Annotated in this window: 21 protein-coding genes; 11 read left to right on the top strand and 10 right to left on the bottom strand. The window is 72.8% G+C overall.

The genetic code is table 11. The annotated features are described in order from the left end of the window. Nucleotides 1-40: 40 nt before the first annotated feature. The 3 genes from AC5K6T_RS12585 to AC5K6T_RS12575 are packed head-to-tail and all read right to left on the bottom strand — an operon-like array spanning nt 41 to nt 3,263. Nucleotides 41-958, bottom strand: coding sequence for a carbohydrate ABC transporter permease (locus AC5K6T_RS12585; RefSeq protein ID WP_493208489.1), 918 nt, complete (start codon nt 956-958; stop codon nt 41-43). Beyond that, nucleotides 955-1,893 (bottom strand): carbohydrate ABC transporter permease, encoded by a 939-nt coding sequence (locus AC5K6T_RS12580; RefSeq protein WP_493208487.1) that lies wholly within the window; start codon nt 1,891-1,893, stop codon nt 955-957. The genes AC5K6T_RS12585 and AC5K6T_RS12580 overlap by 4 nt, the downstream gene beginning before the upstream one ends. Nucleotides 1,894-1,898: 5 nt before the next feature. Then, nucleotides 1,899-3,263, bottom strand: coding sequence for an ABC transporter substrate-binding protein (locus AC5K6T_RS12575; protein WP_493208485.1), 1,365 nt, complete (start codon nt 3,261-3,263; stop codon nt 1,899-1,901). A 238-nt stretch (nt 3,264-3,501) separates the two neighbouring features. Here AC5K6T_RS12575 and AC5K6T_RS12570 point away from each other — a divergent pair, with 238 nt between their 5' ends. Further along, on the top strand, nt 3,502-4,512 hold the full coding sequence (locus tag AC5K6T_RS12570; RefSeq protein ID WP_493209325.1) for a LacI family DNA-binding transcriptional regulator: 1,011 nt from the start codon (nt 3,502-3,504) through the stop codon (nt 4,510-4,512). Between the two features lie 198 nt (nt 4,513-4,710). Beyond that, nucleotides 4,711-6,063: an amidase gene (locus AC5K6T_RS12565; RefSeq protein WP_493208484.1), complete on the top strand. Its 1,353-nt coding sequence runs from the start codon at nt 4,711-4,713 to the stop codon at nt 6,061-6,063. Nucleotides 6,064-6,186: 123 nt separating this feature from the next. On the opposite strand, the gene AC5K6T_RS12560 is transcribed toward AC5K6T_RS12565, so the two are convergent. Then, a complete protein-coding gene (locus tag AC5K6T_RS12560; RefSeq protein ID WP_493208482.1) occupies nt 6,187-6,369 on the bottom strand; it encodes a hypothetical protein in 183 nt (60 codons plus the stop codon). Between the two features lie 471 nt (nt 6,370-6,840). Here AC5K6T_RS12560 and AC5K6T_RS12555 point away from each other — a divergent pair, with 471 nt between their 5' ends. Together AC5K6T_RS12555 and AC5K6T_RS12550 are read left to right on the top strand one after the other, a co-directional pair. Next, nucleotides 6,841-7,350, top strand: coding sequence for an HD domain-containing protein (locus AC5K6T_RS12555; RefSeq protein WP_493208481.1), 510 nt, complete (start codon nt 6,841-6,843; stop codon nt 7,348-7,350). A gap of 322 nt (nt 7,351-7,672) precedes the next feature. Continuing rightward, the gene (locus AC5K6T_RS12550; protein WP_493208480.1) at nt 7,673-7,846 is read left to right on the top strand and encodes a hypothetical protein; all 174 of its coding nucleotides are present in this window, start codon (nt 7,673-7,675) and stop codon (nt 7,844-7,846) included. Nucleotides 7,847-7,868: 22 nt separating this feature from the next. Here the strand turns inward: AC5K6T_RS12550 and AC5K6T_RS12545 are convergent, their stop codons facing one another. The 3 genes from AC5K6T_RS12545 to AC5K6T_RS12535 all read right to left on the bottom strand — a co-directional run bounded on the left by AC5K6T_RS12545 (nt 7,869) and on the right by AC5K6T_RS12535 (nt 11,961). Continuing rightward, nucleotides 7,869-9,362 (bottom strand): SDR family NAD(P)-dependent oxidoreductase, encoded by a 1,494-nt coding sequence (locus tag AC5K6T_RS12545; RefSeq protein ID WP_493208479.1) that lies wholly within the window; start codon nt 9,360-9,362, stop codon nt 7,869-7,871. Nucleotides 9,363-9,469: 107 nt separating this feature from the next. Beyond that, a complete protein-coding gene (locus AC5K6T_RS12540; RefSeq protein WP_493208477.1) occupies nt 9,470-10,834 on the bottom strand; it encodes a wax ester/triacylglycerol synthase family O-acyltransferase in 1,365 nt (454 codons plus the stop codon). Between the two features lie 230 nt (nt 10,835-11,064). Then, the gene (locus AC5K6T_RS12535) at nt 11,065-11,961 is read right to left on the bottom strand and encodes a (2Fe-2S)-binding protein (protein ID WP_493208475.1); all 897 of its coding nucleotides are present in this window, start codon (nt 11,959-11,961) and stop codon (nt 11,065-11,067) included. A 228-nt stretch (nt 11,962-12,189) separates the two neighbouring features. On the opposite strand from AC5K6T_RS12535, the gene AC5K6T_RS12530 reads away from it, so the two are divergent. Continuing rightward, nucleotides 12,190-13,338 (top strand): DMT family transporter, encoded by a 1,149-nt coding sequence (locus tag AC5K6T_RS12530; RefSeq protein WP_493208473.1) that lies wholly within the window; start codon nt 12,190-12,192, stop codon nt 13,336-13,338. Here AC5K6T_RS12530 and AC5K6T_RS12525 read toward each other — a convergent pair. Further along, entirely contained in the window at nt 13,328-14,578 is a 1,251-nt protein-coding gene (locus AC5K6T_RS12525) for a transglycosylase family protein (protein WP_493208472.1), read from the bottom strand. The two genes, AC5K6T_RS12530 and AC5K6T_RS12525, sit on opposite strands and share 11 nt — an antisense overlap. A gap of 340 nt (nt 14,579-14,918) precedes the next feature. Here AC5K6T_RS12525 and gnd point away from each other — a divergent pair, with 340 nt between their 5' ends. Next, a complete protein-coding gene (gene gnd / locus AC5K6T_RS12520; protein WP_493208470.1) occupies nt 14,919-16,358 on the top strand; it encodes an NADP-dependent phosphogluconate dehydrogenase in 1,440 nt (479 codons plus the stop codon). A gap of 1,052 nt (nt 16,359-17,410) precedes the next feature. On the opposite strand, the gene AC5K6T_RS12515 is transcribed toward gnd, so the two are convergent. After that, nucleotides 17,411-17,761, bottom strand: coding sequence for a GNAT family N-acetyltransferase (locus tag AC5K6T_RS12515; RefSeq protein WP_493208468.1), 351 nt, complete (start codon nt 17,759-17,761; stop codon nt 17,411-17,413). A gap of 66 nt (nt 17,762-17,827) precedes the next feature. After that, entirely contained in the window at nt 17,828-18,247 is a 420-nt protein-coding gene (gene panD / locus AC5K6T_RS12510) for an aspartate 1-decarboxylase (protein ID WP_493208466.1), read from the bottom strand. A 333-nt stretch (nt 18,248-18,580) separates the two neighbouring features. On the opposite strand from panD, the gene AC5K6T_RS12505 reads away from it, so the two are divergent. The 5 genes from AC5K6T_RS12505 to AC5K6T_RS12485 all read left to right on the top strand — a co-directional run bounded on the left by AC5K6T_RS12505 (nt 18,581) and on the right by AC5K6T_RS12485 (nt 23,677). Then, nucleotides 18,581-18,769, top strand: a complete 189-nt coding sequence (locus tag AC5K6T_RS12505) for a hypothetical protein (RefSeq protein ID WP_493208464.1) — start codon at nt 18,581-18,583, stop codon at nt 18,767-18,769. A gap of 539 nt (nt 18,770-19,308) precedes the next feature. Next, entirely contained in the window at nt 19,309-20,478 is a 1,170-nt protein-coding gene (locus tag AC5K6T_RS12500) for a hypothetical protein (RefSeq protein WP_493208462.1), read from the top strand. A gap of 179 nt (nt 20,479-20,657) precedes the next feature. Continuing rightward, complete coding sequence (locus tag AC5K6T_RS12495) at nt 20,658-21,683, top strand: NucA/NucB deoxyribonuclease domain-containing protein (RefSeq protein WP_493208460.1); 1,026 nt, start codon at nt 20,658-20,660, stop codon at nt 21,681-21,683. Nucleotides 21,684-21,703: 20 nt separating this feature from the next. Continuing rightward, nucleotides 21,704-22,231: a hypothetical protein gene (locus AC5K6T_RS12490; protein ID WP_493208458.1), complete on the top strand. Its 528-nt coding sequence runs from the start codon at nt 21,704-21,706 to the stop codon at nt 22,229-22,231. 253 nt (nt 22,232-22,484) lie between these two features. Beyond that, nucleotides 22,485-23,677 (top strand): IS3 family transposase gene (locus tag AC5K6T_RS12485; protein ID WP_493208456.1). Its coding sequence is split into 2 segments (ribosomal slippage): nt 22,485-22,749 and nt 22,749-23,677, totalling 1,194 coding nucleotides; the frame shifts between segments, so codons are not numbered across the junction. The last annotated feature ends 48 nt before the right edge of the window (nt 23,678-23,725 follow it).

The raw sequence follows: 23,725 nt of genomic DNA, 5'->3' as shown, positions 1-23,725 counted from the left end.
GCGGGGGTCCTCGCGGGAGCTGGTCGGACGGCGGGAGGTGTCAGCCCTTCACCGCGCCCTCGCCGACTCCGCGGAAGAAGTACCGCTGGAGGCAGGCGAACAGCGCGATCAGCGGCGCCACGGCGATGACGGTGCCGGCGGCGACGAGGCGTTCGTCGTTGGCGAAGGTGCCGTGCAGGTAGTTGAGGCCGATGGTGAGGGTGAAGTGGTCGGGGTCGCTGAGCACGATGAGCGGCCACAGGAAGTCGTCCCAGGCGCCCATGAACGAGAAGATCGCCACGACGGCGACGGTGCCCTTGACGGACGGCAGCGCGACCCGCAGGAACCGCTGCCAGACGTTCGCCCCGTCGACGAACGCGGCGTCCTCGACCTCCTGCGGCAGCGCGAGGAAGGCGTTCCGCATGAGCAGGACGTTGAGGGCGGCGACCGAGCCGGGCAGCAGGACGCCCACGAGGGTGTCGTTCAGGCCGAGTTCGCGCATGGTGGTGAACTGGGCGATGATGACGCCCTCGACCGGTACGAGCATCGCGAGGACGAAGGCGAGGGTGGCGGCCCGGCGGCCCCGGTAGCGCAGCCGGGCGAGTGCGTACCCGGCGAGGGCGGAGCCGACGCAGTTGGTGACGACGTTGGCGGTGGCGACCTTCAGGGAGTTCAGGGCGTAGTCCCAGACCGGGATGGTCTGGGTGACGCGTTCGTAGTGGTGCAGGGTGGGGTCGGCGGGCAGGAAGCGGGGCGGGGAGCCGTAGATGTCCTCGGTGGGGCCCTTGAGCGAGGTCGACAGCTGCCACAGGAACGGGCCGACGGTCAGCGCGAGCACGGCGAGCAGCAGCAGGTAGCGCAGGGCGAGTTCGCCGGTCCGCAGGCGGCGGCCGTGCTCGTCGGTGAGGCGGGGCCGGCGCGCGGGCTCCCGCGGGGCGCCGGGTGCGGGGGCGGTCCGGGGCCGGTCGAGGACGCTCATGTGTCCGCCCTCCGGCCGGCGCGCAGCACCAGGAGCATCAGGGCGACGGTGACGGCGAACACCACCACGGACAGTGCGGAGGCGTAGCCGACCCGGCCGGTCAGGCCGGTGCCGGTGCGCTGGACGAGCATGACGAGGGTGGTGTCCTCGCCGGCGGGTCCGCCGCTGGGCCCGGCCATCAGGTACACCTCGGAGAACACCTTGAACGCGGCGACCGAGGAGAGCGCGGCGACCAGGACCATGGTGGAGCGGACGGCGGGCACGGTGACGGTGAGGAAGCGGCGGACGGGGCCCGCGCCGTCCACGGCGGCGGCCTCGTGCAGTTCCCGGGGGACGTTCCCCAGCGCCGCCAGGTAGATGATCATGTAGTAGCCGAGGCCTTTCCAGACGGTGACGGCCATCGCGCTGAGCAGGAGCAGCCACTGGTCGCTGAGGAAGCCGACCCGGCCGGCGCCGACGGCCTCCAGGAGTGCGTTGACCAGGCCCCGCTCATCCAGCAGCCACACCCAGATCAGGCCCACCACCACGATGGAGGCGACGACGGGGGTGTAGAACGCGGAGCGGAAGAAGGTGATGCCGGGGATGTTCTTCTGCACCAGCAGGGCGAGCAGCAGCGGCAGGACGACCAGCGCGGGGACGACCCCGAGGACGTAGAGCGTGCTGTTGCGCAGGCCGGTCCAGAACATGTCGTCGTCGAGCATCTCGCGGTAGTTCGCGAGACCGACGAACCGCCCCGGGATCAGGGTGCGCCGGTCGGTGAAGGAGTTCACCAGCGTGGACCCGAACGGGTACAGCACGAACGCGGCGGCCACGAGCAGCCCGGGGGCGGCGAACAGCCAGGGGCTCAGGGCGTGCTGGCGGCGCACCCGGGCTGCGGCGGGGCCGGCCGGGCCGGCCGCGGGGGCCTGAGGGGTCGGAGGGGCCGGGCGGGGCATGCCGGTCAGCCCTGCTGCTTCAGCAGCCGGTCACAGGCCTTGACAGCGTTGTCAAGAGCTTCCCGGGGAGTCTCCTTCCCCTGGAGCGCACGGGCGACGGCGTTGCGCAGTTCGGTCTTCATCTGCTCGCTGAAGAGCACCGGCGTGTAGTTGACCGCCGTCTTCAGGGACTTGGCGGCGGCGACCCGCACCCGGGTCTCGTCGGTGCCGTCCTGCTCGGTGAAGTAGGGGTCGTCGAGCGAGCCGGCGGTGGAGGGGAAGATGGCGACCTGGCGGGCGAACGACATCTGGTGCTCGGCGTCGGTGACGAAGTGCGCGAAGGCGACCGCGGCCGGGGTGCGCTTGCTCTGCGCGTTGACCATCACGCCCATGACGTACATGTTGGCGTGCCCGGTGCTGGTGATCTGGTCGGTGATCCCGATGTTCTCGTACAGGCTCGGCGCCTGCTTCTTGAAGTTGCCGAGGTCCAGGGCGCTGCCGGGGTTCATGGCGACGGCCTGGGTGAGGAACTTCTTGCCGGCGGACTCGGGCGTGGCGGTCAGCGCCTGCGGGTCCAGCGCCTTGGCGTCGTACAGCTCCTTGTACTTGGTGAGGAGTTCCACGCCCTTGGCGTCGTTGAAGGAGAAGCCGGTGCCGTCGTCGTTCATCAGCGGGACGCCGTAGCGGCCGAAGTCCTCGATGGTGGGGACGTTGGCGAGGGTGGCGACCTTGCCGTCGGTGCGCTCCGCCAGTTGCAGGGCGTCGGCGAACAGCTCGTCGTAGGTCGCGGGCGGCTGCGCGGCGTCCAGGCCGGCCTTCTCGAAGAGGGACTTGTTGTAGAAGAGCGGGCCGGTGTTGAGGTACCAGGGGAAGGCGTACGTCCCCGGCATGCCGGGTATGCGGTGCCCGTTCCAGGCGCCTTCGAGGTACTCCTCGCGGTACTGCCCGGCGGCCTTGTCCAGGTCGAGGGCGAGGCCCGCCCTGGCCAGCGGGGCGACGAGGTCCGGGGAGACGTTGACGACGTCGGGCAGGGCGCCGGCGGCGGCGTCGGCGCTGATCTTGTCGGCGTAGCCCTCGGCGGGCTGGTCGATCCAGCGGACGTCGGTGCCGGGGTACTTCTTCTCGAAGTCGGCGATCAGGTCCTCGAAATAGGGCTTGAAGTTCGCCCTCAGGTTCCAGGTCTGGAAGGTGATGTCGCCCTCGATCTTCCCGGAGGCGTCGCCCCCAAAGTCCCCGGAGCCGCCCGAGCCGCAGCCGCTCAGCGGCAGGACGGCCAGGAGTGCGGCGGTGGCGGCGAGGGCGCTGCGGGCGGCCGGCGAGCGGCCGCTGCGGCCCGCCTGCGCGGTCCGGGTGGTACGGACCTGGCGTGAGGCACGGGTTCTGCGGGACATGGACGGGGATGTGAGCACGGTGGAACGGCCCCCTTGCTGCGGTGGATTCGGCCAGTGACGCCGACCTTGCACGCCGCCGCTCAGGGCCGTCAATGCCTCGCGCGCCACTAATGTCTTTAGTGGCTAATACGCATTAGGTTGACGGAACTGAAGCGCATTAGCACACTGTCCGAAAACCGCTGCGTGACGAGGGGAGGGCAGGGTGCGGGGAAAGCGTGCGCCGGCCCGCAGGCCGACGATGCGGGACATCGCCCGGCACGCCGGGGTCTCCCAGAGCGCGGTGTCCTTCGCGCTGAACGGCCGGCCCGGCGTCTCGGAGGAGACCCGCACCCGGGTGCGCCGGGTCGCCGAGGAACTGGGCTGGCGGCCCAGCACGGCGGCGCGGGCACTGTCCGGGGAGGGTGCGGCGACCGTCGGCCTGGTGCTCGCCCGGCCGGCCGGCAGCCTGGGCGTGGACTCCTTCTTCCTGCAGCTCGTCTCGGGTGTCCAGGAGGTGCTCGCGGAGCGTCATCTGGGGCTGCTGTTCCAGGTGGTGGAGGATGTGGCGGACGAGTGCGCGGTGTACCGCCGGTGGTGGGCCGAGCACCGCGTGGACGGCCTGCTGGTGGCCGACCCGCGGACCGACGACCCGCGCCCGGGGCTGCTCGACGAGCTGGGGCTGCCCGCGGTGGTGATCGGCGGCGCGCCGGACGCGCGGCACCCGGGTCTGTCGGGGGTGTGGGCCGACGACGCGGCGGCGATGGCCGCGGTGGTGGACGAACTGCACGCCCTCGGCCACCGCCGGATCGTGCACATCGCCGGCCTGGCCGGGCTCGCGCACACCGAGCGCCGCATCCGCACCCTGCGTGCGGAGGCGGACCGGCTGGGCCTGACCGAGGTCCGGTCGGTGACCACCGACTACTCCGACGCGGCGGGAGCCGCGGTGACCCGCCGGGTGCTGTCCCTGGCCCCGGCCCCGACCGCCCTCGTCTACGACAACGACGTGATGGCCGTGGCCGGCGTCGCGGCCGCCGCCGAACTGGGCTTCTCCGTCCCCGGCGACGTGTCGCTGGTCGCCTGGGAGGACTCCGCGCTGTGCCGGATGGTCCGGCCGCGGCTGTCCGCGCTGTCCCGTGACAGCGTGGAGTTCGGGCGGACGGCGGCCGCCGAGCTGACGTCCCTGCTCGACGGCGGCCCGGCCCGCACGGTACGCGTCCCGGTTCCCCGCCTGACCGGCCGCGACAGCACCGGCCCCGCCAGACCGGGGTGAGGCCGGGTGAGGCCGCGGTGCGGCCGCGTCGAGACGGGGCCGGCCGGGGCCGGGACGAGGCCACGGCCGGGGCGGGGCCCGGGGTGCACACCGGCGGCGTCCGGGCGCCGGACCTCTCGACGCACGGCCCGCACCCGGGCAGAGTTCTCCCTGGACCGTCGACGTACTCACCAGTAGCCCCCGTACCGAGGAGCCGCCGTGACCAGCTGGGTGGGCCGGACCGCCGCCGACATCGCCGCCGCCGTACGCGAGAAGCGGGTGACGCCCCGGGAGGTGGTGGCCGGACATCTGGCGCGGATCGACCGGCTCGACGCGCGGATCGGCGCGTTCCGTACGGTGCTCGCCGAGTCCGCGCTGACGGCGGCCGACGAGCTGGCGGCCCGGGGCGATCTGGCCGGACTGCCGCTGGCGGGCGTGCCGGTGGCGGTCAAGGACAACCTGCCGGTGCGCGGCGAGGCGACGCGCGTCGGCTCGGCGGCCACTGCGGGGACGCCGGCCGGCGAGGACCATGTGACGGTGGCACGGCTGCGGGCGGCCGGCGCGGTGGTCGTGGGTCTGACCAACGTGCCCGAACTGTGCGTGTTCGGCACCACCGAGGGCGTCCACGGCACGTCGCGCAACCCCTGGGACACCAGCCGCAGCGCGGGCGGCTCCTCCGGCGGCAGCGCGGCCGCGGTGGCGGCCGCCTTCGCACCGATCGCGCTCGGCAACGACGGGATGGGGTCGCTGCGCATCCCGGCCGCCAACTGCGGGCTGGTCACCCTCAAGCCGGGGCCGGGGGTGGTGCCGGCCGGGATCAGCGACGGCGACTGGTTCGGCATGTCCGAGAACGGTCCGCTGGCGACCACCGTGGAGGACGCCCGCCTGATGCTGTCGGTGCTCGCGGACGCGGAGTTCGCCCCGGCCGCCGGGCCCGCGCCGCGCACGGTCGCGGTGTCCCTGCGCAGCCCGCTGGCCGGGATCCCGGTGACCCGGCCGTACCGGAACGCCGTGCGGGAGGCCGCCCGGCTGCTGGCCGGTGCCGGGCACCGGGTGCGGCCCGCCGATCCGCCCTACCCGCTGTCGCTGGGCCTCACGGCCCTCGCCCACTGGACCGCCGGCACGTCGGTGGACGTGCGAGGGCTCGATCCGGAGCTGCTGGCGCGGCGCACCCGGGTGCACGCCGCGGTGGGTCGCCGCTTCGCGGCGGGCGTGCGGACGGGGGCGGGCCGGGCGGCGCTGCGGGCCCGCCTGGAGCCGTTCTTCGCGGACCACGACGTGCTGCTGATGCCCGCGCTGGCCCGCCGCTCCCCCGAGGCCGGTCCCTGGCACGAGCGGGGCTGGCTGCGCAACATCGCGGTGAACAGCGCCTACTCGCCGATGACCCCGCCCTGGAACCTGACGGGCCGGCCTGCGATGTCGGTGCCGTTCGGGACGCTTCCCTCGGGTGCGCCGTGCGCCGTGCAACTGGTCGCCGGGCCGGGGTCGGAGGTCCAACTACTGGACATGGCACAGCAGTTGGAGGAACTCCACCCGTGGCGGCGGACGGCGCCGCTGGACGGTGTGCGCTGACCTGCCAGCCGGGGCGACGGGCTCGGTGCCGGGCTCGGTGCGACGCGCGGGCCGGCCGGGGCGGCGCCGGACCGGTTCGGCATGGGCGTGGGTCCCGCACGCCCATGCGCCAAGGACGTCCGCTCAGTCCACGCTGGGCAGGATGTGGGGTTCGGCGAGGTCGTCCTCGTATCCCGCGAGGCGGATCGGCGCCGAGCGGGCCCACACGTCGAGGCTGCCGAGCTTGCCGGGCTTGCCGGGCCTGCGGTCGGCCCGGTCCGCGGGTTCCTTGGGGCGTTGATCGGGGTTCGTCGTCTCCGGTGTCACCGCGCACTCCTTATGTGTCGGGTCACCCTCGGGGGGTCCGGCCGGTCCTGCTTCCGGCACCTGACGCCCGCTCGGGCCTGATGGTGAACCTCGGCCGCGGTGGCGCCGATCGGTGCGGGAACAGACCGTGATGAACCGGCTCGTCCCGGGACGGACCGTGGGTGTGGGTAGGACCCGTACTGCTGTCCGTCGCGGATCAGGATAACCAAATGAGCGCCCGCCCGCTCGATCGCGCTGAAAATTCGGGGTAACCAACCGAAGTCGGACGGGTTCGGAGAGCGAGCGTTCTGCACCCTTTTTACCAAGATCCACACATTTCCCGCCATTTGTTCCCGCCGCTCTGTTCCCGTCACTCGTGGAACCGGCTCACGGACGGGGGGAGGCGGGGACGTTCAGGTTCCGTTGGCCCGGCCGAAAGCCGGCCATGATCTGCTGGCACACCGTTACCGCTGTCTCGCGGAGGACGGACTCATGGAGCTGCACGCCGTCGACGAGTTGATGGAACTGCTGGGCGCCTGCCGGGGTGTCCGCTCCCCCGGTGATCCGGTCGACCTGCACGAGCACTCCCTGCAGACCGCGGCCCTGCTGCGGCGCGGCCACCCCGCCGACAAGGAGCTCCAGATCGCCGGACTGGTGCACGACGTGGGCCGGGTGCTGCGGGCCGGCCGCCCGGACGGGCACACCCGCCTGGCCGCCGACGCCGTACGGCCCCTGCTCGGCGAGCGCGTGTCCCGGCTGGTGCGGCTGCACGAGCCCGCAGGGCGCTACCTAGGTGTCCCCGCCCCGGCGCCGGGCGGCCCGATGACCGCCGCCGAGGCGGCCGCCTTCGCCCTCGACCCGCTCGCCGAGGAGGCGCTGGCCCTGCGGCAGGCCGACGACGCCGCCCGCGTGCCGGGGCTGGACGCGGGCGTGCTGGACGACTGGCGCACCCTGCTGGAGCTGCTCGCCGCGCGGCACTCCCGGCCGGGCGCGGTGGACTGAGCCCGGCCGCCCGGGACCACGGCGCCGCCGCGCCCACGACCGGAACCGTGCCCCCGCGGCGCTCGCCGCGCCCCTCCCGCCCCCGTGAACCCCGCCGCCGTCGACGGCCTGGCCGTCACGCGCCCCGGCCGACGTCGCGGCCCGCGCCGTCATGGCCCCCCGCCGTCATGGCCCCCCGACGTCGCGGCCCGCGCCGTCACGGCCCGCGCCGTGCCTGGCGACCGGACGCGCGGGCGGCCGCCGCCGGTGCGATCATGGGAGGAGCCTGCTCCGGCGGGCGGATCAGGACGCCCTGGCAGGCTGCCACGAAGGAGAGGCACTCATGAGCCAGGCCGAACTCCCCCCGCGCCGTCGGCGCACCGTCGGGGAACACAAGGACACCGCGAAGATCGTTCTCTTCTACGCGGTCGCCGTGGCCGCGCTCCTGCTGGGCGTGGCCGCGCTGATCTTCGGGCTCGCCTGGTCGGACCTCGCCGACCACACGACCCCGTTCTGACCGGCGGCCCCGGCCGCGGGCGTCACCACTTGCCGGGCGCGTAGTCCTTGAGGAACACGCCGTACACGTCGTCGCCGCTCTCGCCGAGCACGATCGGGTCGTACACCCGGGCCGCGCCGTCCACGAGGTCGAGCGGTGCGTGGAAGCCTGCCTCGGCCAGGCGCAGCTTCTCGTAGTGCGGGCGCTCGTCGGTGATCCAGCCGGTGTCGACCGAGGTCATCAGGATGCCGTCGGTGTCGAACATCTCCTGCGCGCTGGTCCGCGTCACCATGTTCATGGCGGCCTTGGCGGCGTTGGTGTTGGGGTGCCCCGCACCCTTGTAGCCGCGGCCGAAGACGCCTTCCATGGCGGAGACGTTGACGATGTGGGCCCGCTTGCTCCGGGCCCGGCGCGCCGCCTCGGCCATCGCCGGCCGCAGCGCGCTGATCAGGATGAACGGCGAGGTGTAGTTGCACAGCTGGGTCTCCAGGAGCTCGACCGGTGAGATCTGGTCGATGCTCTGCACCCAGGTGTTGCTCTCCACGACGTCCGGCAGCAGGCCGCCCGCGTCGATGGCGGTGCCGTCGAGGTGGCGCTCCACGCTCGCGTTGCCCGCGACCAGCGCCAGGTCGGCGACCTTCTGCGCGTCCAGTCCGCCGACCCCGGCGGGCAGCGCGGCCAGGCCGTCGACCGCACCGGAGTTGAAGGCGCCGATGACGTGGTGCGCGGGCAGTTCCCCGGCGGGCAGCGGGGCGCTCTCGCCCTCGACGAGAGCCGCGTAGGCGGACGGCAGCCGGCGTACGGTCTGCGTCGCGTTGTTGATCAGGATGTCCAGCGGGCCCTGCCCGGCGACCTGTTCGGCTAGGGCGACGGCCTGGGCGGGGTCGCGCAGGTCGATCCCGACGACCTCCAGGCGGTGGATCCAGTCCGCGGAGTCGTCCATGGCCCTGAAGCGGCGGATGGCGTCCTTCGGGAACCGTGTGGTGATGGTGGTGTGGGCGCCGTCGCGCAGCAGCCGCAGCGCGATGTACATGCCGATCTTGGCCCGTCCGCCGGTGAGCAGGGCGCGCTTGCCGGTGAGGTCGGCGCGCGCCTCGCGCTTGGCGCGGTTGACGCGGGCGCACTCGGGACACAGCTGGTGGTAGAAGTAGTCGACCTCGACGTACCGGGTCTTGCAGGTGTAGCAGGAACGCGGGCGCTGGAGTATTCCCGCGATCCGGCCCTCTCCGGTGGCCGACGACGGCAGCAGGCCCTCGGTCTCGTCGTCGATGCGCTGCGCGGAGCCGGTCGCGGTGGCCTCGGTGACCGCCTTGTCGTGGGCGGTCTTGGCGGCCCGGCGTTCCTGGCGGCGGCGCTGCTTGACCGTGCGGTAGATGTGCGACGTGGCCCGGCGCACCCTGATCGCGTCGGGGTGGTCGACCTCCAGCCGGTCGAGTTCCTCCAGCACGCCGAGGCAGACGGCGAGCCGCTCGGGGTCGATGCCGGGCCCGTACACGACCTCGTCCGTGGTCGCCGGACCGTCCTCTGTCGCCGTCATCGCCGCTGCCGTTCCCTGGTCCTCTGGTCGCGGCGCTCCGGATCGCGCCCGCTGTCGAACGGGGAATTCTACGGAGCGCCGCACCGCACCGCCAAAACCCGTGCCGGTCAACGGGCACAGGCCGTGACGAGCGTCTCGGCCTCCGCGGCCAGGGCGGCCGCGAACCGGTCGAGATCGGGAACGGCCACGGCGTCGGCCACGAGCCCGAAGTGCACCCCGCCCCGGTACGTCGAGACGGCGACGGCCAGCGACTGGCCGGGCGCGAGCGGGGCGTAGGGGTGGACGGCGGTGAGGGGGTGGCCGCCGAGGCGCAGGCCGAGTGCGGGCAGCGGCACGCTGGTGACGAGGATGTCGAACCAGAGCCGGGCCGCCTGGGCGGCCAGCGGCCCGGCGAGCCGGTGGCCGAGGGCGGGGACGTGGTCGGCGAGCAGGGCGACCGCGCCGGCGCCCCGGTCGGGGCCGACGTCCTTGTTGCGGTCCATCGCCGCGCGGACCGCGCGCAGCCGGGCGAGCGGGTCGGCCTCGCCGACGGGGAGGCGTACGAGGTAGCCGGAGAGCCGGTTGCCCTGCGGCTGCGCGGTGCGCGGGCGGCGCCGGGAGACGGGGACCAGGGCGCGCGGGGCGAGCCCGTCGGTGGCCTCGCCGCGGGCGTCGAGCCAGCGGCGCAGCGCACCGGCGACGACCGCGATCAGCACGTCGTTGACGGTGCCGCCGGCACACTTGCGGACGCGGTGGACGTCGTCGAGGTCGAGGACCGCCCCGGCGGTGCGGCGGGTGCCGGACGGCTCGGCGGTGAGCGCGGCCGGCGAGCGCACGGCCAGCCCGGAGGCGGCGAGCCGGGCGCCGATACCGAGGGCGCGCTGCGCGTCGGACAGGGCGCCGCGGGCCCGTCCGGGCAGCGCGCGCACGTCGGGCAGCAGGCCGGAGCGGGGCTGGGCGGCGCCCGGCGCGGGCGGTCGCCGCCGGGCGGTGGACGGGCCCGGGAGGTCGCCCAGGGGGTCGAGGACGGCCGCGGCGAGCGCGAGGGCGCGCAGGCCGTCGGCGAGCGCGTGGTGGAACTTGAACAGCACGGCGAAGGACCCGCCGCCCGCGCCCGGCAGCACATGCGCCTCCCACGGCGGCCGGGCCCGGTCCAGGGAGCGCTCCATCAACAGCCCCGCGGCCTGCTGGACGTCGCCGGCCGGGGCGTGCAGCACGACGTGGTCGAGAGGGTCGAAGGCGGCGCAGGGGCGGCGGACGGCGCCGCCGAAGGTACCCGGCCGCAGCAGCCGGACGGGTTCCCAGGCGTCGCGGATCCGCATCCGCAGACCGGGCACCGCGGCGGCCCGCGCGGCCAGCAGGTCGGCGGCGTGCGCGGCCGCGGTGGGCGAGGCGGCCGTGAACACACCGAGGGCGCCCAGGTGCATGGGGTGCTCCGGGGACTCGATGTTCCAGAACGCCAGGTCGAGAGGGGCGAGCAGATCGGACGTCACGGGCCTGCCTCGCGTGGGCGACGGGTACGTCTGCAGTCAAACCCGGGGCTCGGTCACGGTCAAGCACGACGGGGTTACGCACCGTTAATTGCCGGTGACATCCCGGCCACGGGCAGGCGGGAACCCGGCATGGACTCAGGCGCCGCCCCGCCCGGTGCGGGGAGGGCTCGCGCGTCAGCGGTCCCGCACGCCCCCGGAAGGCCCCGGGCCCGGCGGCCGGCTCCTCCCGGTCACCCGGATGCGGACCGCGGGGAGGAGCGCGGCGGGCGGGTGAAGCAGCAGTCCCCGCAGAGGCCGCCGCCCGGCAGGCGGTAGTACAGGCAGCAGCTGCGCCGGCGGAAGGCGCCGCCGCTGAGGGTGCCGCCGCCGGCCAGCAGGGGGTGGCCGAGGAGTGCCGCGGCCAGGGCGAGGGCGCGCCGACCGGTGTCGGGGCTGCCGTGCGCGCGGCCCCAGCGGTCGAGTTCGCGGGCGGCCCCGGCCAGCGCGGACGCCGCGTTGCCCCGCAGCAGTCCCGGTGCGAGGCGGTGGCGGGCCCGCAGGGCGGCGGCCAGGGGCTGGAGGTGGCCCAGCAGGACGACGTCCGCGAGACCGGCCGCCAGGGGATCCGCGGGAAGGGCCCCGGGGCCGGGCGGGGTGCAGGGCGGGGTGCCCGGTGCGGTGCCGGACGCCGTGCCCGGTGCGGTGCCGGACGCCGTGCCCGGTGCGATGCCGGACGCCGTGCCCGGTGCGGTGGCGGCCCGCTGCCCGGGAGCGGGCCGGACCTCGGTCGGCCACAGGTCGTCGGGGGCGGTCGCGTCGGGGTCCCAGCGCACCAGGCGGGGGTCGAGGTCGGGGACCGTGCCGTAGCGCACCGCGCAGCCGAGGGCGACCGACCACAGCCGGGCGGCGAGCCCGAGGTGGGCGACCGAGGCCGCGACGCGCGGTTCGGGGGCGCGCAGGGCCGCGGCCACCTTCCCGACGCGGAAAGTCAGTGGATCCGGACAAACATCCGATGTGACGATGGCGTAGGCGTGCGCGAGGGTAGAGGGAGGCGGGCGGTGGGGGCCTCCGGCCGGGTTCCGGGGCGCGCGCACCGCGAAGAACGGTCCGAGCGGACGCAGCGCGGCGAGAGCGGGGTCGAGGTCCACGGACAGCAGTCATACCAAGACCCCGCCGGGCCGTCACGGCCGGGTCGGGGACCGCTGTCACCCGTCCTGGGGAGGACCGCGGCACCTGCGTACTCCATCGGCAGTAGGAGCCATGGAGTGCTCAGGGACGACGACGGGAACAGCGCGAGAGGGCATGGTGTTCTCCATGGAAGCCGATCGATCGCCGCGCCGGGCCCGCCGGCCCCGTCGTACGCAGAGGAGCGGCCGATGAGCGCCCTCGCGTTGTCCGTGCTTCTGTCGTTCGTGTCCGCCGTCGCGTACGCGGGCGGGGCGATCGTGCAGGAGCGCGTGGCGGAGACCTCCCCCGGCGGGCGGTACGCGCCGCTGGGCCGGCCGGCCTGGTGGGCGGCGGTCGCGCTGAACGGGGCCGGCGGGCTGCTGCACGTGGTGGCGCTGGCGTTCGGACCGCTCAGCCTGGTCCAGCCGCTCGGCGCGCTGACCATCGTGTTCGCGCTGCCCATGGCGGCGCTGTTCGTGGGCCGCAGGGCGGGTGCCACGGCATGGCGGGGCGCGGTGATGGCCACGGTGGGCCTGGCGGGCCTGCTGTCCCTGGTGGGTGCCGCCGGCTCCCGGTCGCTGGCCGGACCGGAGCGCGTCGGCGCGTTCGCCGTCACCGCGGCCCTGGTCGCCGTACTGATGGCGGCCGGCCGGGCCGCGCAGCCGCGGCCGGCGGTGCGGGCGATGTTCCTGGCCACGGCGGCGGGGGTCGCGTTCGGCATGTCGTCGGTGTTCACCAAGACCGTCGCGGTCGACTGGACCGGCGGTGCTCTGGCGGAGCTGCCGTCGCTGGCCGCGATCGCGGTGCTCGCCACGGCCGGGCTGCTGCTGTCGCAGGCCGCCTACCGGGGCGCCGGACTCGCCGCGCCGCTGGCCACGCTGACCGTGGTGAACCCGGTGGTCGCGGCCGCGGTGGGCATCACGATGTTCGGTGAGACGTTCCGCCACGGCACCACGGGCACGGTCCTCGCCCTGGGCTGCGGTGTCCTGGCCGCCGGCGGCCTGATCCTGCTGACCACCGAGCGCCTCGCCCGGGACGGGACCGCCGGCACCGCCGCGGGGGCGGCCGTCCCGGCGCGGGCCCGCGGGAGTGCGACCGTCGCGTCGGACCCGGCCTCCCGGCCGGCGCGTGAGCAGGTCCCGGTGACGGATCCGGGGCCCACCGAGGCGGTTCCGGCGCAGCGCGGCGTCCTCGGGGAGCTGTCCCCCTGGCTGGGCGCGGCGGTGCTGGTGCCGGCCCCGCTCACGGCGGCCCCCGGCCGGGTCGGCGACGCCGTGGTGCCGGTGCACGGGCGGCGGGCGCTGCTAAGCGTCCCGGCGCCGGTACCGGACCGGCACCGGATACGCGTCAGATCCTGACGCCGCCGGCCCGCAGATAGGCGACGGGGTCGATGTCCGCTCCGAAGCCGGGGCCGGTGCGCACCTCGAAGTGCAGGTGGGGCCCCGTGCTGTTGCCGGTGGACCCCGAGCGTCCGATGCGCTGCCCCGCGCCCACACCCTGACCCGATCTCACGCCGATCGCCGACAGATGGGCGTACTGCGAGTAGCGGCCGTCCTCGTGGCGCACCACGACCTCGTATCCGAAGGACCCGCTCCAGCCCGCGCTGACGACCCGGCCGGAGGCGACCGACCTGACCGGAGTGCCGGTCGGGACGGGGAAGTCGACTCCGGTGTGGTAGCCCTTCGACCAGGAGGAACCGGCCTTGTGGTACGGCGTCCCGGTCGGCGCGTCGACCGGTGACACCCGGGCCGTGGCGGGACCGCCGCCCCGGTCGTCGTCGCGGCTGTCCGCGCCGTGGCCGTCGCGGCCGGCGGACCGGGACGTCTTGGCGCGCTCCTCGGAGGCGGTGGATCCGCTCCTGCCGGCCGTCTTCTTCCCGTCGCTCTTCTTGTCGGCGCTCTTCTTGCCGGCGCTCTTCTTGCCGGCGCTCCCGGCTTTCTGTTCGGCCCCGGACGTGTGCCTCCGGGCGGGCGCGTCCAGACTGAGCCGCTGGCCCGGCAGGATCAGGTCGGGGTCGGAGCCGATGGTGGTGCGGTTGGCGGCGTACAGGCCCTGCCAGCCGCCGCGCACGTCCTCCCGGTCGGCGATCCGGGACAGGGAGTCGCCGGGCACCACCGTGTACATCTCCGCCCGGCCGGCCCGCGACTGGGGCGTGGTCTGCGGCCGGACGTCCTGGGCGGAGGTCCCGGCCTGCCGGGTGTGCAGGTCCGGGCTCTCGCCACCGCGGGTCAGCCCCGCGCGGGCGGAGCAGACGGGCCAGGCACCCGGCCCCTGCCCGTCGAGCACCTTCTCGGCGACGGCGATCTGCTGGTCCCTGGTCGCCAGGTCGGCGCGCGGTGCGAAGGCGGTACCGCCGAAGGCCTCCCAGGTGGACTGGGTGAACTGGAGGCCGCCGTAGTAGCCGTTGCCGGTGTTGGTGTTCCAGTCGTTCGTGGACTCGCAGGCGGCGACCTGGTCCCAGGTCCTAGCGTCGGCCGCCTGGGCGGCACCGGCGCCGACCAGCGGGAGGGCCATCCCGGCGCCGCCCGCCGTGACGGTGAGCGAGGCGCGGTTGATCCTGTTCGGCTGATACCGGCGGTGCCGGCCGCGTACGGCCATGAAGTGCCCCCTAGCAAGCGTCAGGAGGGCCAAAAGTAAAGGTGCGTTACCGGCCATGACAAGACGGCTATCGGCCGGTCGGCGCGCGGTGTGGCCGGGATCGTGCCCCCGCCGGCGAAGCCGGGCCCCCACCGGTGAAGCCGGGCCCGCCGGCGGTGAGCCGTGCGGGGTCCCGCGTACGTACTGACCCGCGACAGGCTCTGTCAGGACCGCGCGCAGCAGCGGGGCGGGACGTCCGCGGTGGGCAATACTGGCGATCTCGCCCGGCACGCTTCACGCACGGACGAACCAGGGCCACCGGTTCTTGCCAGGGCCACCGGATCTTCTAGGAGCAGGCGGTATGAGCACTACAGCCCAGATCGGCGTCACGGGACTCGCGGTCATGGGCCGCAACCTCGCCCGGAACTTCGCGCGCAACGGCTACACGGTGGCCGTGCACAACCGGACGTCTGCGCGCACCCGCGCGCTGGTGGAGGAGTTCGGTGACGAGGGCGACTTCGTGGCGGCGGAGACCGCCAAGGAGTTCGTGGCGGCCCTGGAGCGGCCCCGGCGGCTGGTCGTCATGGTCAAGGCGGGTGAGCCCACCGACGCGGTGATCGAGGAGTTCGCCCCGCTGCTGGAGCCCGGCGACATGATCATCGACGGCGGCAACGCGCACTTCGCCGACACCCGCCGCCGCGAGCGGGAACTGCGGGCGCAGGGCATCCACTTCGTCGGCATGGGCGTCTCCGGCGGCGAGGAGGGCGCGCTGCACGGGCCGAGCATCATGCCGGGCGGGCCCGTCGAGTCGTACGACTCGCTCGGCCCGATGCTGGAGAGGATCTCCGCCAAGGCCGCGGACGGGGCGCCCTGCGTCACGCACGTCGGCCCGGACGGCGCCGGCCACTTCGTGAAGATGGTGCACAACGGCATCGAGTACGCGGACATGCAGCTGATCGGTGAGGCCTACCAGCTGCTGCGCGACGTGGCCGGATACGAGCCGGCCCGGATCGCGGAGACCTTCCGGACCTGGAACACGGGCCGGCTGGACTCCTACCTGATCGAGATCACGGCAGAGGTGCTGTCGCACGTGGACGCCGCCACCGGCAGGCCGTTCGTGGACGTGGTGGTGGACCGGGCCGAGCAGAAGGGCACGGGCCGGTGGACCGTGCAGATCGCGCTGGACCTCGGGGTCCCCGTGTCGGGCATCGCCGAGGCGGTGTTCGCGCGCTCACTGTCGGGCCACGCGGAACTGCGGGACGCCTCGCGGGGGCTGGCCGGGCCGTCGGCGGCGCCGCTGGACGAGGCGGAGGCCGCCCGGTTCGCCGACCGGGTGGAGCAGGCTCTGTACGCCTCGAAGATCGTGTCGTACACCCAGGGCTTCCACGAGATCGCCGCGGGCAGTGCGGAGTACGGCTGGGACGTCGACCTGGGGGCGGTGGCCTCGATCTGGCGGGGCGGCTGCATCATCAGGGCGGCGTTCCTGGACCGGATCCGGGCCGCGTACGACACCCGCGCGGATCTGCCCGGGCTGCTGTCCGACGAGGCCTTCGCCCGCGAGATCGCCGACGCGCAGGACGACTGGCGCGAGGTGCTCGTCACGGCGACCCGGCAGGGCGTGCCGACGCCCGGCTTCGCGGCGGCGCTGGCCTACTACGACGCCCTGCGGGCCGAGCGGCTGCCCGCGGCGCTCACCCAGGGGCAGCGGGACTTCTTCGGCGCGCACACCTACCGCCGGGTGGACCGGGACGGCACGTTCCACACGCTGTGGGGCGGGGACCGCAGCGAAGTCTCCGGCTGACCTGGGGGCGGCCGCGCGCCTCAGCCGGCACCGGCGCCCGGCCGCGACGGGGGCGCCTTCGCTCCGGCGGACGGGACGGGCTCGCCCCCGCCCGGACGCGGGCGAGCCCGCCCGGACAGAGGCGAGCCCGCCGGGACAGGGACGAGCCCGCTGGGGCAGGGCGTCGGCCAGGACAAGGGCGCCGGCCGGAACACGGGGGTCCACCGGTCCGAAGGCGTCCACCGGACGGGAGCGCCGGACGGTACGAGGCGTCCACCGGGACAGGGGGCCGGGCCGGGCCGGAACGCGGGCGCCCTACAGGACGGGGGCGCCACCGGCCGACGGGACGGGGCATTGCGGAGTGCACCGGCCGACGGGACGGGCCGCCGCCGGGTGCCGTCGGCCGACGGGACGGGCCGCCGCCGGGTGCCGTCGGCCGAGGGGGCGGGCCGTCGCGAAGGGCCACCGCCCGGCGCCGAGGCGGGTGGCGGCGGTCCCCTTTTGGCGGCGTTGGGCAGCGGGTAGCCGGTGGAAGGAGTCCAGAGCCCGTGCCCGCGACGAGCCGGAGGACGTCATGACCGAGCCGCACCCCGATCCGGTTCCACCGGGTCCGACCCCGGGCCCCTACCCGGATCCACCCCCACCGGGCCCCCCGGCCCCGACTCCGCCACCGCCGACTCCCCCACCGCCGCCACCGCCGTCACCACCGGACCCGGCCCCGCCGAACCCACCGAACCCTCCGGGCCCCCCGCCCGGCCCGGTACCGGGTCCGGACCCCTCACCGATCCCGCCGGGCCCGGAACCGGCTCCCGCCCCGGAGCCGGGCCCGCCGCTCAGCTGAGCGCACGGCCGCCGGGCGGCCCGCCGCAGGCGGACGGCCCGCCCGCCGGAGCCGGCTTCGGACAGCGGTCCCGGTCGGGGAGAGGACTCCGGCCGCGGCCGAGCCGCCCCCTGCGGAGGATTCCGGCCAGGGCGAACGCAGGCGCAGACGGGGGCAGGGCAGGGGCGCAGGGGCGGGGGCGGGGGCGGGGGCAGCGCCGACACCGGCCGGACCCGGCCCCGCCCCTGCGCGCTCAGAACCGCTCGGGATGCGCCGCGAGCCACCGCCTGGCCGCGCTCAGCAGCCCCGGGTCGGCCGCCGGGGCCTCGTCGGGGTGACGGGCGGCCCACCTGACGACGTAGGGGCACAGCGGCGCCACGGGAACGCCCTCCCGGGCGGCGACGGCGTAGAGCTCACGGGCGAGCGCCCCCGCGATGCCCTGGCCCTCGTGGGCGGGCTCGACGACGGTGTGGACGGGTACCAGAGCACGCCCGGGAGCTTCGAGGACGAAGTACTCGATGTGGCCGACGACGTCGCCGCCGTCACCGCCGAAGGCCTCCAGACGGCCGGCCGCCCGGTCGTCGCGGATCTCGATGTCGCTCATGGGCACTCCTCGTCGGACGGGCGGCCGCGACGACGGGGCAGGCGTGTGTGACGGCCGCGACCTGAGTCAGACCGTGACGGCGTGCGGGCTGCGCTGCTGGTCGGAGCCCGGGACGGGCTCACCCGCATCGGCGCCCAGGGCCACGATCCGGTTGTCGGCGTCGACGTGCACGACCCGCGGCCGCAGTTCCCGCGCCTCGGCATCGGTCACCTGAGCGTAGCTGATGATGATCACCAGGTCTCCGGGCCGGACCAGGTGCGCCGCGGCCCCGTTGATCCCGATCACCCCGGATCCGCGCTCCCCCTCGATGACGTACGTCTCCAGCCGGGCGCCGTTGGTGACGTCGACGATGTGCACGAGCTCACCGGGCAGCAGGTCGGCGGCCTCCAGCAGCTCGGCGTCAATGGTCACCGACCCCACATAGTGCAGGTCGGCCTGGGTGACCGTGGCTCGGTGGATCTTGGACTTGAACAGAGTACGCAGCACTTGGGACTCCTCGAAGACGGCTCCCCGCCGGCTTTCTGCAGGTCAGGGGCGTTGTTCACTGTACACCGGCACTCGTCGGACCCGAAGATGCAGCGGAACATCGGCTTCACTCGGGCAAGAAGGCTCCTCGCCTGCGCTTCCGTGTGATCCAGGCCGCTGCGCCATCGCCGACCAAGCACCCGCTCAAACCCCTGTCTCGGAACGGACGAGGACTCATGCTGACCAGATGCTGACTGACCTGACGATGCGCCAGGTGCGCACTTGGGTCTGCTGCACGGATAGGTGACAGTCGGGGTTTCATGCCGCGAGCTCTGGGACGTGCTACGGCCACTGGTGTCCATCGAAACCGTGCGGGCAACCTCCCCGAAGGGCGCGGCGATGGACGGACTGTGTCAGGTCCAGATTTTGGACGAGGCGCTCGACAAGGCCGATCCGCCGCACCTGATGGGCATGATCGCGCAGACAGCTGCGCGCTACATCAGAGCCGCCTACCCCAAGCACACAGCCACGCTGCCACGATGACGGCGGCCGGGGCGAAGGGTGCGGGTGACGGCGGCTGCCAGAGCTGCCCAACCACGGAGGGGGCGGCCGAGCCGCACCCCAGGCGTTTCAGCCCCGCTCGCTCTTCGTCCCCATGTCTTGACGTCGGGCGATCGCTCACACGCCCAAGACACCAAGGTCCTCGACGAAGGGCCGCGTTCCAGCATCTCAGCACGGCGAAGCCTGGATCAACGCGCCGTCAGTGAGCGGGCAGGCAGCCTCCAGCCGGGCCCGGGCGCCGAGGCACCCAGCCCAGCAGTTTGAGTCAGGTTTCGACACGTGTGTGTGGCCTGCGCATGCATCGGAAAGGGCTTCGATCGCTTATTCGATCACCGAATGGAGGACCGTTGCGCGTGCGGAGAAGGCTTCTCGCCGCCCTGTCTGCAGCCGTAGCCGCCGTTGTTCTGCCGCTGACTACTGCGTCCCCGGCGGCGGCAAGTCCGCCGACGACAAGCTGCCAAATCGAGCACTCGGCTTCGATCATTTTCTGGGGTGTCGCCTGTACAAAGCCAGGGGAGCCAGTGATCGGCGCCTTCGCCACCTGGCGAAACGCACCCATCACGTTCGAGAGCGGCTCGACCGGCGGCACGACCGTGTCAGCGGCGAACTACCTCACGATGACGCCCAACACCGAGGGCGGCCTTTTCGCCAAGAACATCCAGGTCGGTCTCTACGCCGAAAAGACGGATGCATCAACCTCCACCTACGGCCCGCGCTGGACGGAACTGGGCGACAGTGGCGGCCGAACGGAAGCCATCACGGCCGGCACCAATCCCTCGACGCCGGACGGAACGAACCACACGTACATGGTCCTGCGCCAGGACCACACCGACCAGTGGGATGTGCTCTACGACTTCAACTGGGTCGGCACCACCACCGACCAACTCGCCGTACCACGGGGCAACGCGAACCGGATCGACATCGGCCTGGAAGTAATGGGCCCTCAGTACCTCACGGTTCCGCAGATCGCCAACCGAGTGCAGTACCTGGCCGAGAACAAGACCTGGTACCGCGCCACGACCGCCAACACCGCACGGGTCGCCTCGCTGGGCCTGTGCGGTCAGGGCAGCACCGCCCCCTACTGCTTCGACATGAAGCTGACCGACAACACCACCTTCACGCAGCTTGCCGTGGCCAAGCCGGGAACGACGACGCTGCGAGCGGCCGACGATGCGACCGGCCTCAAACAGGGCGTCCCCAGCGGACAGTCATCTTCAGCTGGAACCGCTCCGACCGTGACGAACGGGACCTACAACGGGGTTGACCAGGCGGCCCTCGCCGCCTGCATGGCGCGGAACCCGGACAGTTGCCTGACCACCGTTCCGGGATTGGCGCAGTGCGTCCGGACCGTGCAGCAGTGCAACGCAGCCGCACTGGCGGTCAAGGGCACAAACACAGCCCGGACGTCGGCTTCCCACGCCTCCGGTGTCAAGCGCGAGCAGGTCCTGGCACGAGCAGCCGCGTCCTTCGGCGTGCCCTCCCAAACATTGGACGTCACCTCGGTGGCCAGCGCCTCAACCTCATTCTCGGCTGCCCGTTCTGGTTCCACGGACGCTGCCTGGATCGTGGAGTCCTCGTCCTCGACGCATGGACTGGAGCAGCGCGGTCGCCTGTTCCACGGCTTCCGAGCCACTTACTCGGCAGTGACCGGCCTGCTACTCGACGCTTGCTGGGGGACAATGTGCAGCTGATACGACTCCACAAGAACCGTCGCCCCGCGCCCTGGCCTCCGAAGCAAGCACCCGGCCCTGCCCCCCATCCAAGACTGGTCACCACTGTCCTGGCCATCTTCACCACCCTCGTGGTGATCCTGGGGCCGACATCGACCTCGACAGCGGAAGCGGCGACAAACGCTCCAGTGCAACAGCCGATGCCTGCTGCACTGGCTGCCGAGGCCGATGACCTCCGCACCGAATGCGCCGACCATCCCGAGGCCGACTCCCAGACGGGCTGGGTCAAGAGCCGATTCGAGGCCTGCGTGCACCAACCCGTCAACCTGACCCTCTACAACTCCAAGCGCGAGGTTCTCGGCCACCTGACCTTCGACCTGTGGGTACTCGGCTTCGCCTACGACGGATCCCGCCGAGTGGACTATGTGAGCAGCATCGAGAACATCGTGCCGGTGTCCGTCCGCGGCGACGATCCCGCCACATGGGTCCTCAGCCAGCAGTTCGCCGACAACGTCAACCTCGGTGACTCCGGCACCAACCCCGTCATCACCCCGCCGGCGGATACCCTGCGCAGCGCCCCGCTCGCCGAGTGGGTGGCTGTCCCGCAGTGGTTCCTCTCCTACACCTCGCCCGACACCGGCGGCTACGACTCGACCAACTCACAGATCGTCGCCGGCAGGATCACCCTGGCCATGACCCTGACCTCACCGACCGCCGTACCGTGGATCGAACCGGCCATGGCCCGCTCCGACATCCGCTTCGACTACGCCGGACCGGTGGCCGGCAAGCACAAGGGCACCGTCTTCACCGACGCCCGCGTCGAACTCCAGTTCAGCCTGAGCGATCCCGAGGTCGACCAAAGCGCCCGCCACATCCTCGACGCCCAGCAGTTTCCGGAACGCACCTTCCCCTCATGGCCCGGCAAAACCGTGCCCGGCGCCGATGAACCACTTCACCGTCTCATCAACGCCGACGAGCAGCAGACCAACAGGAGCCAGGCCATCAAGACATGCAACGGTGTCTGGGGGGACTACAGCGGCACCGACCTGCAGTGCGACGAGTACCCCTTCGCCTCCACAAAGGAACGCGGGGCGGACAACTTCCGGTACTCGGCCAGACTCATCGACGGACCGGACAATGAGGGAGGCGGGCGGCGCCTGAACAGTATGTACACGGCAAATCGTATTCTCGACGGTGACGCCTTCTACGTCACTGTAGTTCCGTAACTCGGGAGACGCACGCGACCATGGCGCTCATCGCGGAGTACCGCACCACTGCACAGCCGGACCGCAGCATTGTCGAGGTCTATGACGCCGACGCCTACGAGGCCGACCGTGAGGCGGCCGTCAGGGCCCGTGCTGAAGTGGTCGCCGGTAACGGCTACCACCTGTACCTCCACACTCTGCAGCCAGACCTGCGCGTCGAGGTCGCTATCCGTATCTGGGATGGCCCTCAGGATCCTCCTACGGACGCTGAGGGCCACACCGATATCTCTCTGGAGTCCGAAACCGGTGACCTGGTCGTGAACCAGTTGACGCTCGGGCCGGCCGGCACGACCAGGCTGCCCCGGCCTGGTGTCTACGCCGGTCACGCCTGGTGGGCCGGACGACAGACAGCGGCTGACTACTACGACCAGAACATCCGGGGAGGCGTCCGGCAACCCACAACCACTGAGGAAGTCGGTCGGGCGCGCGAACAGTCCCCAGTCACGGAGCGATACACCTTCGACCTGTGGTTTCTTCGCGAGTGCGAGCCCGAGGACGAAGAGGCATGAACGACGCGACACCCCGTGCCTGAGAGGCGTGGGGTGCTCCTCTGTCGCGACACACTCGCACTCGCCGCGTGACCGCCGCCTCTCAAACAGAGTCGCACTCAACCACGAATGTGCAGAACCTGCGCGTCAGGGCTTCCAAGTCGACAGACCGACGCGCGAGTTCTCGCCCGTTCCTTGCAGGTGAGCTGTACTGAGATTTGTGGAGTCCCTGATGCCAGGGTTACGGTCCTGGCGAAGGAGAACCACCAGCACCATGGCAGCACCCCGTAAATATCCGGACGAACTGCGCGAGCGCGCGATCCGCGAGGTCCGCACCACCGGCCGCCCGATCGCCCACGTGGCGAAGGATCTGGGCATCCACAAGGAGGCCCTGCGAGGCTGGGTCCGCCAGGCCGAGGCCGACCGCGGCGAGCGGGACGACCGGCTCACCACCGCCGAGCAGGATGAGCTCAGGCAACTCCGCAAAGAAGTAGCGGAGTTGAGGCGGGCGAACGAGATCCTCAAAGCCGCCTCGGTGTTTTTTGCCCAGGAGACCGACCGTCCCCGGACGAGGCCGAGCAGGTGATCGACCACCTGCGTGACAGAGGTCTCGGGGTCGATCCCGTCTGCCGGGTGCTGGAGCTGTCGCCGTCGACGTACTTCGCCCGCAAGAAGCGGCCGAAGTCGGCCCGCCGGCTCCGGGACGAGACGCTGATCCCGCTGATCGAGCAGGTCCATGCGGAGTCGGGCGGCACCTATGGCGCCCGCCGGATCACCCGCGCGCTTCGGCGCAAGGGCCACGCGGTGGCCCGCTGCACCGTCGAGAGGCTGATGGCCGAGCTGGGCCTGGAGGGCGTCATCCGTGGCCGGCGCCGCCGCACGACCGTTCCGGAGCCGTCGGCGCCGCGTCCGCCGGACCTGGTCGACCGCGACTTCACCGCCTCCCGGCCCGATCAGCTGTGGGTGGCGGACATGACGTATGTCCGGACCTGGTCGGGGTGGGCGTATGTGGCGTTCGTCCTGGACGTGTACTCGCGGATGATCGTCGGCTGGCAGGTCGCGAACCACATGCGGACCGAACTCCCGCTGGACGCCCTGGAGATGGCGCTCTGGCGGCGTCGGATCAAGAAGGACTCCGGACTGATACGCCACAGCGATCGCGGGTCGCAATACGTATCATTTCGGTATACCGACCGGCTCGCCGACATCGGCGCCTCCGCCTCCGTCGGCTCCGTCGCGGACTCGTACGACAACGCGATGGCCGAGGCCCTGAACGGGACCTTCAAGGCCGAGCTGATCGAGATGCAGGGCCCCTGGAAGGACGTCGACCAGGTCGAACGGGCGATCTTCCAGTGGATCACCTGGTACAACGAAGAACGCCTTCACTCCGCACTCGACTACGTACCGCCGACCGAGTACGAGGAAGCCTTCTGGCACAGCCAGGAGCAAACCCCGCAGTCCGCCTGAACCAATCAAGATCGGACTCTACGAAACTCGGGGCAGCTCAGTCGTCGG

It is taken from the genome of Streptomyces sp. B8-7 (genome assembly GCF_058833805.1).
The sequence above is the reverse complement of the archived record's forward strand: the minus strand, read 5'-3'. Positions and strand labels throughout refer to the sequence as shown.

Bases quoted from the DNA above. Each gene is read 5' to 3' on its own strand.
- AC5K6T_RS12585 (WP_493208489.1), bottom strand. From the start codon at position 958: ATGAGCGTCCTCGACCGGCCCCGGACCGCCCCCGCACCCGGCGCCCCG.
- AC5K6T_RS12580 (WP_493208487.1), bottom strand. From the start codon at position 1,893: ATGCCCCGCCCGGCCCCTCCGACCCCTCAGGCCCCCGCGGCCGGCCCG.
- AC5K6T_RS12575 (WP_493208485.1), bottom strand. From the start codon at position 3,263: ATGTCCCGCAGAACCCGTGCCTCACGCCAGGTCCGTACCACCCGGACC.
- AC5K6T_RS12570 (WP_493209325.1), top strand. From the start codon at position 3,502: ATGCGGGACATCGCCCGGCACGCCGGGGTCTCCCAGAGCGCGGTGTCC.
- AC5K6T_RS12555 (WP_493208481.1), top strand. From the start codon at position 6,841: ATGGAGCTGCACGCCGTCGACGAGTTGATGGAACTGCTGGGCGCCTGC.
- AC5K6T_RS12550 (WP_493208480.1), top strand. From the start codon at position 7,673: ATGAGCCAGGCCGAACTCCCCCCGCGCCGTCGGCGCACCGTCGGGGAA.
- AC5K6T_RS12545 (WP_493208479.1), bottom strand. From the start codon at position 9,362: ATGACGGCGACAGAGGACGGTCCGGCGACCACGGACGAGGTCGTGTAC.
- AC5K6T_RS12530 (WP_493208473.1), top strand. From the start codon at position 12,190: ATGAGCGCCCTCGCGTTGTCCGTGCTTCTGTCGTTCGTGTCCGCCGTC.
- AC5K6T_RS12525 (WP_493208472.1), bottom strand. From the start codon at position 14,578: ATGGCCGTACGCGGCCGGCACCGCCGGTATCAGCCGAACAGGATCAAC.
- gnd (WP_493208470.1), top strand. From the start codon at position 14,919: ATGAGCACTACAGCCCAGATCGGCGTCACGGGACTCGCGGTCATGGGC.
- AC5K6T_RS12515 (WP_493208468.1), bottom strand. From the start codon at position 17,761: ATGAGCGACATCGAGATCCGCGACGACCGGGCGGCCGGCCGTCTGGAG.
- AC5K6T_RS12495 (WP_493208460.1), top strand. From the start codon at position 20,658: ATGCCTGCTGCACTGGCTGCCGAGGCCGATGACCTCCGCACCGAATGC.
- AC5K6T_RS12490 (WP_493208458.1), top strand. From the start codon at position 21,704: ATGGCGCTCATCGCGGAGTACCGCACCACTGCACAGCCGGACCGCAGC.